General features: G+C 34.1%; 8 protein-coding genes. 4 read left to right on the top strand and 4 right to left on the bottom strand.

Features of this window, described 5'->3' with window-relative positions; genetic code table 11:
* Nucleotides 1–151: 151 nt before the first annotated feature.
* Both VB796_RS17395 and VB796_RS17390 read right to left on the bottom strand, forming a co-directional pair.
* Nucleotides 152–1,006 carry a hypothetical protein gene (locus VB796_RS17395; protein ID WP_323347848.1) on the bottom strand — a complete coding sequence of 285 codons (855 nt, stop codon included), beginning with the start codon at nucleotides 1,004–1,006 and terminating at the stop codon, nucleotides 152–154.
* 5 nt (nucleotides 1,007–1,011) lie between these two features.
* Nucleotides 1,012–1,953, bottom strand: coding sequence for a ParA family protein (locus VB796_RS17390; protein WP_323347847.1), 942 nt, complete (start codon nucleotides 1,951–1,953; stop codon nucleotides 1,012–1,014).
* Nucleotides 1,954–3,740: 1,787 nt separating this feature from the next.
* Between VB796_RS17390 and VB796_RS17385 the strand changes: the two genes are divergently transcribed.
* On the top strand, nucleotides 3,741–4,745 hold the full coding sequence (locus VB796_RS17385) for a replication initiation protein (RefSeq protein ID WP_323347846.1): 1,005 nt from the start codon (nucleotides 3,741–3,743) through the stop codon (nucleotides 4,743–4,745).
* A gap of 480 nt (nucleotides 4,746–5,225) precedes the next feature.
* Here the strand turns inward: VB796_RS17385 and VB796_RS17380 are convergent, their stop codons facing one another.
* Nucleotides 5,226–5,846, bottom strand: coding sequence for a response regulator transcription factor (locus VB796_RS17380; protein WP_323347845.1), 621 nt, complete (start codon nucleotides 5,844–5,846; stop codon nucleotides 5,226–5,228).
* Nucleotides 5,847–6,206: 360 nt separating this feature from the next.
* Here VB796_RS17380 and VB796_RS17375 point away from each other — a divergent pair, with 360 nt between their 5' ends.
* The 3 genes from VB796_RS17375 (at nucleotide 6,207) to VB796_RS17365 (ending at nucleotide 11,281) form a co-directional block, all read left to right on the top strand.
* Nucleotides 6,207–9,419, top strand: coding sequence for a S8 family serine peptidase (locus VB796_RS17375; RefSeq protein ID WP_323347844.1), 3,213 nt, complete (start codon nucleotides 6,207–6,209; stop codon nucleotides 9,417–9,419).
* A gap of 117 nt (nucleotides 9,420–9,536) precedes the next feature.
* A complete protein-coding gene (locus tag VB796_RS17370; RefSeq protein ID WP_323347843.1) occupies nucleotides 9,537–9,878 on the top strand; it encodes a LytTR family DNA-binding domain-containing protein in 342 nt (113 codons plus the stop codon).
* A gap of 1,013 nt (nucleotides 9,879–10,891) precedes the next feature.
* Nucleotides 10,892–11,281 (top strand): DMP19 family protein, encoded by a 390-nt coding sequence (locus VB796_RS17365; RefSeq protein ID WP_323347842.1) that lies wholly within the window; start codon nucleotides 10,892–10,894, stop codon nucleotides 11,279–11,281.
* A 572-nt stretch (nucleotides 11,282–11,853) separates the two neighbouring features.
* Here the strand turns inward: VB796_RS17365 and VB796_RS17360 are convergent.
* Nucleotides 11,854–12,876, bottom strand: a complete 1,023-nt coding sequence (locus VB796_RS17360; protein ID WP_323347841.1) for a glycoside hydrolase family 53 protein — start codon at nucleotides 12,874–12,876, stop codon at nucleotides 11,854–11,856.
* Nucleotides 12,877–13,179 lie beyond the last annotated feature (303 nt).

Genomic DNA, 13,179 nt, shown 5'->3' with positions numbered 1-13,179 from the left:
GAACTATCTACAATTTGTCGGAGAATAAAATTAGCCCACAGATTGTACTGATTCAACGGATTTACACGGATAAATTTAAAGATAAATCAGTGTAAATCTGTTTTATCTGTGGTCTAATTTTGTCTTGCGACAAATTGTAGATAATTGAATTTTACAAATAATTCATCAAAGTGTTTATTTTTTCTAATAAAATTATACACGCCTGTTTGTCTAATTTATTAGTCGCTAATTCTCTGATTGAGTTTTCTAAATCACTCACATTTGTTGGATTCTCCTCTCCTATTTTTTGCGTTTTCTCTCTGGCAATCGTTTTTACAATTTCTTGCGGAGAACTCAAATTTACAGTTTCGTCGATATTTACTTTTGCCAAACTTACTATATCAGATTTACTTACTTTGGTTTTTCCTGTCAATACATCTTGTCTCAATGCTGGCGTAAGTTTATTTAAACCTTTGGCAAATTCCGCATCACGCCTGATTGTCTTTTCGTTCACATTAAATTCTTCAGCTAAATTAAACGCTACATTGACAGTTTTGGGCAATCCTTCTTGACTTTTGACAACATTATTATACTTCAAACCTCTATAATACGAAATTTGTTCTGGGGTCAGGTTTCGTCTATTCAACTGTTTGTTCAACATCGAATCCTTCACTTCCTGAATGTCTTTGTAGTTCCTCAGAATTATCCGAAAGTCCAAATTATATTTCTGACTAATTCTATAACGGTTATGTCCATCTACCAACACATAAACTGACTTATTGGTTGAATTTTCGATTCCTACAACATCGGGGGTTGTTTCCCAAATAATTAAGGGGTCAGAAATACCATCTTTGAGAATATCTTGCTCAAGTCCCTCCGATTCTTCTTTACTTAGCGGACTGATAAAATCTCTCAGTTGGTCAATAATTATAAACTCTTTTTTGATTTTAGATTCCGTTTCGAGTAATGATAAGGGAATTGCTTCAGTATTTTTTTGGATAGCTTTTTTAAATATATCTTTTTTCATCGGTATTACGCATTTATTAATTCTTTAGCCAAATTACTATATTGTTCACTTGGTAATGATTTCGGATTATAAGTAAAAATATCTTGTTGCATCACTTGCGACTCTCTTAGATATTTTGAGTTATCAATCATACTTTCACACACGTTAAAATTATTGTATTTTTCTCGAATCTGTTCCATCAAAGCTTTATGAACATTTTGATTTAGAACCATAGTGAACACAATTCCTTTAATCCTTAAATTAGGATTACTATAAGTTTGAACTTGCTTAATCCTTTTGAAAAGATTATCAACACCATGAAATGCACTGGCTTCTGGTTGAATCGGAATCAAACATTGATTTGATGCTACCAATGAGCTTATGGTACAAATACCTAAACTTGGCGGACAATCAATTAGGATATAATCATAATTCTTTTCAATTTCTTGAATCTTTAATGCCAGTCTTCTTTCAGCACCAACTGCACTCGAAAACTCAGACTCTCTATCTGCCATTGTAATATCAGATGGCGAAAGATGTAAGCGGTCATTAATTTCCACAATCGGTAGGGAGTCATCATCTAAAAGAGCATTTATAATTTGCTCTGACGGTTGATGAATACCATAGCATTGAGAAAGATTCCCTTGTGAGTCCATATCAATCAGTAAAACTCTATTTCCCATCAAACTCAGTGCTTTTCCTACGTTAATAGTAGTTGTGGTTTTACCAACTCCACCTTTATGATTGACCACTGAAATGATAGTTGCCTTTTCAAAAAGAGAATCTGAATAACCATATTGACGGAGAACACTTTCCAAAGCAGGTAGATATTTGCTTGGAATCGTTTTTTTTTCCTGAAAAGCCCTATGCAATGTCCTTGCAGGCATTCCTGATTCCTTTTCTATTTGAGATACATTCAAGCCTGTTCTGGTTTGAAAAAAGCGTTCAATTTTTTCTTGTGTTATCATACAATTATTTATACAAAAGATATACAAATGTATATCTTTTTACACAAATAGCAAATTTATTTTCGGAATAGTAAACTTATTAATTCAGACCCTAACGGTGCTTTTTTACCTACAATAGAATCACCCACGAATGTTATTTTTTGTATTTTTAAGTATATAGCTCAGTTTATTTTTTCATATAGCAAACGGACAAATTGTCCGTTTGCTATATGAAAAAATAAACTATTTTATCAGCATTGTTTGCACTTCATATTTGAGAATAAATTAGAGGCTGATACGTTGAATACAGCGTTTTTTGTATTGAAGTTGTTGGAACACCCAGATTTTATACCGAGTAAGAAATTTTAAACACATTCGATATAAAACTCGACAATAGAGTAGGGGAGAGGAAATTGAAAGATAACATTACATAGTTACTTTTATTATGTATAAGTATTTGGAATAAATAAATTGATATTGTGTAGGGGCGTATCGCATACGCCCACATCTCGACTTTTTGGGCGTATGCGATACGCCCCTACGTCATGATGACAATATTTAATATTATTAATTAATTTGTTATTCTTACTTAAAACTCATAAAAGTGAAAATACAAGAGAGCCATAAATAGTGCTTGAAAAACTTTAATTTGGCTTGTTTTAGCGGTCAGACGATAGTCAGACCGCTAAAACAAAAGCGACTACTAAAACAAAAGTATTATTCTATGAAATATCCGTCAAATTAAAGTATTTCAAACAATAGTTAATGCGACATTTTTACATCTTCTCAATTCTCAAAATAAACCTAAAGCGACATTTTTACACAAGTATTATCATACGCATTCTATTTGAAAAAATAAACCGTGAAAATAGTCGTTCAAAACACCAGATATGGTAATTCGCTTAAAATCAATGGATTATACACTAATCCTTATAATCATTATAAATGCTAAAATATGTTATTTGTGGTAAACCAAAGCTATTAATGACCTAAAGCGACATTTTTACACGTATTTAGCATATTAAAAATCCAACTATTCATAAATCAGTAAACGATTAGGCGACATTTTTACAAACGCTAACTAACTGATTTATAACACTTTAATATATATAACAATCACTATGTTTTTACATTCATTACACAAAACTTGTTGGTTACAGATTAAATAGCGTCAATTTTTTCCGTTAAGCGACATTTTTACAAACATTAACCGACTGATTTAGAGCATTTTACTATTAAATCTCTTACATTCATAGCTCATCAGAAAATATAAACTGAATCAAAAAAGTAAATTTCCCTTCTAAGCGACATTTTTACACTAAAACCTACTCAAGATGCTAATAATTAGTAAAATCTGGAGTTTTTAGATTCCCAAAACTCCATTTTAGTGTCAAATAGCCTTCAATGAAGTCAAATTAAGACTAAGACGACATTTTTACAGGGTCAATTAAGTGACATTTATCATTACAAATCAGCTAAGGCGACATTTTTACACAAAAAGCCGTTCAGATTTTATTCAAATAGAAAGAATTAGATAAATGATTATGTTCTGGTTTTAGCTAAACTAAGCCTAAATACTTTTATTTTTAGTAATTCTATCTTGATTTTTAAATTTTATCATATAATTTGAATGATTTAGAGAGCCTATAACTATCTATTATTCAGATAGTTACAAACGCTAAGGCGACATTTTTACACTCGTAAGGCGACATTTTTACAAAATTTTACGCATTTAAGGCGACATTTTTACAAAATAAGGCGACATTTTTGCATTTTATCCTTAACTTTATTACTCAATTCTTACAACTATGGCTAACATAATTCTTGAAGCAGAGAAATACCTCGAACACCCATATACCCCAAATAGAAAAGACAACTATTTGCCCAATAAACTCGTGGTTAGTAATACCCAATTTACCCGAGTAGAACAGCGTTTATTTGAATATTTTGTAAATCAAATTGACCATGGCTCAATCGATGTAAATCATGGAATGTTAATCCGTATTCCTTTAGATAAGGTCAAGGAGTTTATTACTCCACGACAAATATTAGCAGTAACCAGAAGCATGGCTCAAAAAGTGATGACCTTTTTTGATTTGTCTAAACCAAATTTAGAGTTTAAACATATACCAATGTTTTCGAGTATAAGTTATAATGAAGATAATAATGGACATTTGGAGTTTAAATCGAATGCTCAATTATCTCCATATTTGGCAAATTTAGGAACTCAATACACTCGCTACGATTTTAGAACAATCCTTCACTTTAAATCCATCTATTCAACCTTGATGTATAAACTCATAAGGCTACATCTGGGACAAAATAGGACAACGTTCATTTACAGCATTGACGAGCTTAGGAAGCTATTGCAAGTAGATAAAGATAAATATAATAATTTGAATGACTTTAAGAAGCGTGTTCTCGAACCAGTGAAACTTGAACTCAAACAAATAAATGGTATTCCAATACATTTTGATTATGAAAATTGTGGTAACAAAGTTAGAAATGTAACTCATTTACAATTTACTGTATTTACAGCCTTCGAACTTAGTCAATCTGAAAAACAAGATTTTTTGGAAGCAACCACTATTAACCCAAAATTAGTCAATCTGAAATTAGAAGAAATTTTGGTAACGAAATATAATTTTAGGGAAAATCACCGTAACATAATTCTAAACGACACGGATAAATTAAATAAATTTGCAACACTTCACATTGAGTTTGAAAATAATTTGCATCCAAAAGTCAAGAATAAAACGGCTTATATACTGGCGTGTTTAGAGATGATTGCCAAGAAAACAACGAAGGTTTAGATAGTGGTGGTAACTAATTTCTATAAACCATCTGAATGAAACTGTGTGAAATAAAACTTATCCATTTCCAATAAAATACATCATAAACGTCTCAAAAAATGTTCGGATTAATCCCAAATTAGCTACATAATGCTTTTTAGGAGATTTTTTATTTTGAGAATATAAATATTAGGCAAAGCATACTATCAATGTAATCTTCTAAAAATCAACTCATTATACACTAAATATATTCAAAAAAAGATATACGAAGCGACTGAGAATTAAATAGAATTAATCACACGGGCTTGATATAATCAATAACTAATTCTCAAAGCCATAAATTAATTTAGTTGTAATTCGTGATTGTACTTAACTGCTCGTACTTCATCATGGTATCAGCAGAACGGAGTGAGCTAACAATTAAAAATTAGAACTAACTTTGAAAGCACTGATTTTCAAAAATCCAGACACGTAGATTTGAAAAATAGCTAAAAGATATTTCTACTCTTCAATTGTATCCAAAAAGTCATAAAACTCCTTTTTACTCTTGAACTTCAATTTATGGTTAATATTTTTGCGATGAGTTTCAACATTGTAAAAACTTATATTTAACATATTTGCAATTTTTTCGGTAGTTTCTTCTTGTTTAATGAGCCTCAATATTTCCATTTCTCGCTTTGTGAATTGATGTTTATTGGCAAAACTATCATTTTCACTTATTGCTTTCACATTGTTTTGGAACGCAAATATTTTCTCACCCTTCATCACTTTTTTTAGCGTTTCAATGAGTTGAATAGCAGGAGTAGTTTTGGTAATATAAGCATCTACTCCCTCTTTTTTGAAAAGCTCTATTTCTTTCTTATCAGCATACATAATCACAATTACGATTTTCGTATCGCTATCCCAAGCATTTAATTGCCTAACTACCTCTAAACCATTGAGATAAGGCATATTATAATCTACAATAATAAGGTCTGCCTTTAGAGAAAAACATTTAATTTGAGCTTGACGACTATCGTAAACTTGTTCAACGACCTCAAAAAAACCTGATTCTTTCAAAATAAGTCTCATTCCTTCATTAAATAGGGCGTGGTCATCAATGATTATTACTTTCGTTTTCATAGGGAATTTCAATGATAAAACTTTTACTACTTGGGTTTGAGTCAATGATAATTTTTAAATTATTTGAAAAGAGGTTTGATAGTCGAAAAGTGAGGTAAAATAATTAAAAGTGGAGTCTTAAGTACACTGTTTAATAAGTTATTTCAACTTCCGAAAGTTCTAAAACTTTCGGGAAGTTCTCCAATCAAACATTTTAGGATGAAAATTATTCAGAAAACTTATTAAACAGTGTACTTAAACAGTGCATTAATAATCAATTTTTACCTCAAAACGGGGGTTACCCCCTATGTTTCACAAAAATAATCTATTCTAATTTTGTCAGTAGTAAAACCCACTCATCATATCACCACATCCAAAACCATGCACACAAAATATTTACTTCTCATAGTATTGAATTTATTGATATTTAGTATCTCTTCAAAAGCCCAAACTGCCGAAGACAGAGCGAAAATTGTTGAGGAGTATAAAGCTCAAAATAAACAATCAAAAAATGCTCGTCAGTCGGCAGAAACCGCTTTGAAGCAAGAAGCCACTGCCACCAATTTAAAAGTACAGGCCTATCTTCAAAAGCATCCAACTTTCAAGAGAACTTTCGTAAAAAACGGTTCATTTTATTTTCTGAAAGACATTGATGCAGACGGAAACCCTGTTTATATCAATACCAAAAGCAACGTAGAATCAGGAACTTTGATTAAAGCAAATCAACTTTATTCGGGCGGTACTTTGGGTGTTAATATTACAGGTCAGAATATGGTCGTTGGAATTTGGGACGGTGGACAGGTGCGGGCAACGCACGAATTGCTCACAGGCAAAGTGGCGATGCAGGCAGGACAATCGCTGGATGGTAGTAAAATAGAAAATGGGGTAACTACCTATCCAGGAAATGACCATCAAACCCATGTATCGGGAACAATCGTGGGCAAAGACATTGCCAATCAACCCTCAGCACGGGGTATTGCCTACAGTGCAACGGCTCTCAATTATGATTTTAGTGATGATTTTGCCGAGATGGCACCTTTTGCCGCTGGAGGATATTTGATTTCTAATCACTCTTATGGTGGAGCAAATGATAATACTACACCCCTTTGGAAATTTGGAGCGTATGACAGAGAAGCCCAAAAATGGGATTCGCTTACAAATGTTAATAGTTACTATCTTCCTTTTGTAGCGGGAGGGAATGAGCAATCTAATAATGGAAATTCCGCAAAATCTGGTTATGATTTGATGACAGGTTCGTCAGCATCCAAAAATGCAATGACCGTTGGGGCATTAAACGCCGACAAGTCAATGTCAACTTATTCAAACTGGGGACCTACCGATGATGGGCGTGTAAAACCCGAAATTGTAACCAGAGGTACAGGGATTAACTCATCTGTATTTGCTAACCAAACCACTAATATTCCTTCTGATAATTCGTACAGTGGCAGTGGTGTCGAGTCGAGCGGTACTTCTTATGCTGCACCCGCTGCTGCTGCCTCAGGTCTTTTATTACAACAATATTATAAAAGTCTGTATGGCAATTATATGAAAGCTGCTACCCTAAAAGCTCTGATGTTGGGAACTGCCGAAGACTTAGGACAAGCAGGACCAGACCATAAATTTGGTTGGGGTTTGCTCAACGTTGAAAAAGCCGCTAATGTTATCAAAGCAAAAAGTACAGAAGGAAACCCTACGGCACAAAGTACATCTCCTAATTCTACATTAACGAGAGGCTCATACATGGAGGAAATAACGTATAATTTACTCCCATATATACAAACTGACCCCAACCGATTGGAAATTAATCGTTGGGTGATTGCCAGAGGTGGCGAACCTTTAATTATATCAATGGCTTGGACAGACGAAAAAGGTACGGAGCAAACATCAGCAAATGGCACCGACCCCACCACATCAAGATTAGTACATGAATATGATATGTTGGTGAGAATTACCTCTCCTTTTAGTGATACCAGACCTTGGAAACCAAGTGGTATGGCTAACAGAACAGCAGATGCAACCGTGCAAACGGGCTGGTTTGAAGTTAATAATAATAATTACAAACAAGTTAAAATCTTAAATCCAGTAGCAGGAGGGGAGTATAGAATTGTGATAAGAAAAAGTGCTACTTCGCCCGCTACGCTTATGCCACTATCGTTGGTAGTAACTGGTACTGCTGTTGCCCCACCTGCTGCTTTTGCTCAAACTCGCTGTGCTGGACAAACCGTGGCAAATTTGGTAGCTACTGGTACTGACATCAAATGGTACGCTGCTTCTTCTGGTGGTACGGCATTGGCAACCACAACGGTATTGGCTTCGGGTACTTACTACGCTTCCCAAACTTTGGATGGTTCAGAAAGTTCAAGAAGGGCAGTCAGTGTTACTGTCAATGCTACTGTAACGCCTTCGGTAAGTATTGCTCCTACAACATTTTGTGCAGGAACATCTGGAAACTTAACCCTTACGGTTACTAATGGAGGAACAAATCCGACTTATGCTTGGACAAGAAATGGAGTAGCTTATTCATCACTTCAGAATATTACTCTTAACAATGCCATAGCCAACGATGTTTATGCTGTAACAGTAACACCTCCAACTTCAGCCTGTGCAAATCCCACAACGGCAACGGCAAGTATTACCATAAGTGCAAGTCCTCAAGCCCCAGCAACGAGTCCTATTGCTTATAATCAGGATGCAACAGCAGTTCCACTTGTGGCTACTGCCGATGCCAATAGTAGTTTAAGATGGTATGGTACGTCACAAACGGGTGGTTCTGCAAGCACTACTGCTCCAACACCAATTACTACTAACCCTGGAATGTTTACTTATTATGTAAGTCAAGTAAATGCGGCAGGTTGTGAATCACCAAGAGCCTCTTTAACGGTTACTGTAAATGCAGGCAATTCAACACCAGCACCAACAGGTACGGCTTCACAAACATTTTGTTCAGGAAAAACCGTAGCCGATTTAGTAGCAACAGGTACTGCTATCAAATGGTATGCTACTGTTTCGGGTGGAAGTATGTTACCTACCAATACGCAATTAGTTAATGGTACCATTTATTATGCTACTCAAACAATTTCAAATGTAGAAAGTGCTGCTCGTTTGGCTGTTACTGCCACTGTCCATATTACACCAAACTTTACAATAGGAACAGTTACCAACCCAACGCCACCAAACGCACCAGATGGCAATATCGCTTTCAGCAGTAACCTCACGAATGGCAATTATACACTTACTTATAAAGGTGTGGGAAATTCCAAAAATGTAAGTGTAGCTGGCGGAGCTTTCAACCTAAACGGTCTAATATCAGGGATATACAGTGCATTTTCAATTAATAATAATGGATGTATAGGTATCGTGAATTCATCGGTAAGTTTGACTAATACTACCACCAATGTCATAAGTATCGCTACTGGAAATTGGGAATCAAACACCACTTGGAATGTAGGAAGAGCACCACAAGCTGGCGATGTAGTGATAATTGATGCTGGTCATACGGTAAGGGTAAATGCTACTACCACAGTAAAAGACATGACTGTCAAAGGTATATTGAACTATGGAGCATCTGGTATTGCGGTCAATCTTGGACTTTAATAAAATAACTATCTAAAATGCCAAAAGGTGGAAATCACACCCAATTCAGGAGTTATTTTTAATGATAATACCAAAAAACTAAAATTAGGATTCTGGATTAAAAACATATCAAATATTATGAAAACTTACCAACAAAAAGGTAATAATGCACTCTTAATTTTGAATCACAAAACATCGGTCAAAGTATTGATTAATAGCGTAATACTCATAAAAGGAGATGTTAATTATACTAAATTTTACTTGGAAGGAGGCAAAGAAAGAATCGTGTCACATTCCATAAAATTTTATGAGAATCATCTTGAAAATAACGGATTCATACGTGTGCATCGTGCATTCATGATTAATCCAAATTATATAAAAACCTACAATTCAGAACAAGAAGTTTTGACAATGAGTAATGGACAAATAGCCAATATTTCAAGGAGAAGACGTAATGTATTGAAAGGAGTAGTTGCCTAAAATTAATATTCTAAAATTCTATCTTATGCGAGAGAGTCAAACATCGGCGGTGGCGGCTGACTGATAATTGACTCCTGCATGGGATAGATTTTGGTTTTAACCACACGGTCAGTCGGTGAGTAAAATAGGCACAGTGCGTTTAAAACGGAAACATTCACTCAATGCAACAAAATTGGGCTATTCTCCATAAAATTATTACAGGGTTAATTTAAACCGCCCAACCTGTTATTTAGTTTCGGAATTATCTACTATTTGTCGCAAGACAAAATTAGACCACGGATAGAACAGATAAAACAGATTTACACTGATTTTTCTTTAAATTTATGGAAGTATGTACTTAATGTCGCAAAACCTCACCCCCCCTCTCCGATGGAGAGGGGTTGGGGGTGAGGTTTTTTCGACTCAAATTTAACTTGCGACATTAAGTATTCCGTAAATTTATCCGTGTAAATCCGTTGAATCAGTACAATCTGTGGTCTAATTTTATTCTGCGACAAATTGTAGATAGTTCCGAAAGCTTTTAAACCAATGCGTTGTTTAAACTTTCTGTTTGGTATTTTTAATATTGAGCCAATTCAAAGGTATTTCTTTTGTTGTAGGTTTATTTACAAAAACGATGGCAAAATAAAGCAACCAACAGTAAATGAGTAATTCAAAACGTGATTTCTTCAATTCTTAACACTTTCAAAGTGTAAGTAGAAAAGCCAATCAAATAGGCTTTCATTCTATAAATGCGGAATAGGTAGTCAATATTTATGCTTTATAGCCCTAAATCATCTATACGTTAGCTCTTAACATTCTTTCTTTAAAATAGTTATTGTCCATACATGGACAATTTAAGTGGCAATATGTACTTTCTGAGGTTATATTAGGTATTTGAAAAAAAATAAATGTACTTTTAGAACGCTCTTTATATACGTCCAGGCATCAATCGGAGTTTTTCAAATAAATTACAATGATGAAAATGCGTAAGTAGTAATAATTCATTTTCCAACTTAAATCCTATGACAATTATGCCAGAAAAAGTTAAAGAATATTATCTTTTAGCAGTACAAGATTTGAATGTACGCATGGTTAACAATCACCCCCAGTGGTATAATCATGTGGTTAATTTACCCACACAACAACAAGCAGTCTATACAACTTTATTGTTAGATTATCAGGTCAAAACGGAGGGATTTAGCGGTTATCTCGCCAGTTCATTTGGGATGTTTGCCTCACAAGCACTCTCGAATTTAGAAAAAATTGGAAGTATCGAACACTTCAACGTTTTGCAAAATGTATTGAATTCTTTAAATGGAGAACCAATTGAAGACCTTAGCCATTATGACAAACAGTATCAAGCCATTGAGCATGAAAATTTGGACGACTTATTAGAATCTTTTTTGGAGGAAAATGCTTAACATTACCTAATCACTAAATAATCGAGCAGGCGAAAGCCTGCTTTTTTTATGAGTAAAATTTGGGATTATCATCTAAAACCATGAACTCTCAATGAATAAAATTACGGAAATATCTACTATTTGTCGCAGAATAAAATTAGCCCACAGATTGTACTGATTCAACGGATTTACACGGATAAATTTAAAGAAAAATCAGTGTAAATCTGTTTTATCTGTTCTATCCGTGGTCTAATTTTGTCTTGCGACAAATAGTAGATAATTCCGAAAAATTATACCAAAGCTTTTTGTGATTTTATTCTGCGTCAAATGATTGAGAGTTCTGTTGATTTTGAAGATGTATCATAATTCTTGAAATGTTTTCCTCTTTTAAAAAGATTGGGAAATGACCAAAATAGTTTTGGCAGGATTTAAGTGTATAGAACTTACGTAAAATTGATTGAAGGCAATTTCATTTGTTGAAAATTAGATAATCAGTTTAACCGAGTTTATGAAACAGTTTATTTCTGATAACCTTTCATTATCGGAAGTAAAATTCAGATTAATCATTTTAATCCCTAAAATAGAAAAATGACTTATTTTGAGAAAGCAGTCATGGCAGCGGTAGGTTTCCCCGAATTATCGAAAGCCCCCAAATTATACCCAACCCAGTTATAGGCTTGCGGTTCCCAATAAAGAACGCCCAAACCTTTTCCTTCTGAAACTGATTTTGTCTTTACGATTAAATCACTAATAAATTGCTGGCAATCTTCCGCTTTGTCCCAAGGCATACCAACTTCTACAATCATCACTTCCTTATGATAGCGAGCCACCATATCGTTCATATTTACTAAACATTTAGCATTGGCAGTTTGCCAGTCAGTACCTGCCCAAGTTGGATATAGGGACATTCCAATAATATCATATTTCACTCCGTTTGCCGTCAAACCATCAAACATCCATCTGAATAAATTATTGTCGTGACCATTGGCAAGATGCACAATTACTTTTGATGTGGGAAAAACAGACTTAACGGCATCATAACCAGCATTTATCATCTGAGTAAAACCAGCCATATTGATGGAAGCCTTGCCAGTTGGCCAAAGCATTCCATTATTGGTTTCATTCCCGACTTGAACCCACTCTGGAGAAATATCATTTTTCTTTAATTCGGTTAAAACTTCGGTTGTATGCTTCCCAATTGCCGATTTTAACCCTTCCAAATCTAAATTTTGCCAAGCTTTAGGTTTAGTTTGCTTTGAGGGGTCAGCCCAATCATCACTATAATGAAAATCAATCATAATTCTCATACCTAAGTTTTTGGCACGAATAGCCTTAACCACAACATCAGCCGTATGATTGTAATTGGAAGCAGGATTTACCCAAACTCTTAAACGAATACTATTCATTCCCAAAGATTTCATGAGTGCAAAACAATCCATTTCTTTACCTGAGGAATCGTAGAATTTTCGTCCAGAAGCTTCCATTTCAGTTATCCAACTAATGTCTGCTCCTTTCACAAAATCGGTATTGAGCTTATGATTTGACTTCATATTACTGATATTGCTACTGATAAATAACAACATTATTCCTAAAAAAATAAAATTCCTTCTTTTCATAATCATTTGTATTTCAATTAATTACATAAATAAATCTACTAAATAAAAAATCTTAAATAACGGTTTTAAAAATTAATAAGATTCATACCATTTTAAAATCTCCTCAAATAGCTAAACGGAACTATCAACAATTTGTCGCAGAATAAAATTAGACCACAGATTGTACTAATTCAACAGATTTACACGGATAAATTTAAAGAAAAATCAGTGTAAATCTGTTTTATCTGTTCTATCCGTGGTCTAATTTTGTCTTGCGACAAATAGTAGATAATTCCGTAATCTAAATACAGTCTGCCTTCAAAA

The sequence above is a fragment of the Arcicella sp. LKC2W genome, from assembly GCF_034931005.1.
In the GTDB taxonomy this organism is placed as follows: Bacteria; Bacteroidota; Bacteroidia; order Cytophagales; family Spirosomataceae; genus Arcicella.
Note: the sequence above shows the minus strand (reverse complement) of the source record. Positions and strands in the feature narration are given on the sequence as shown.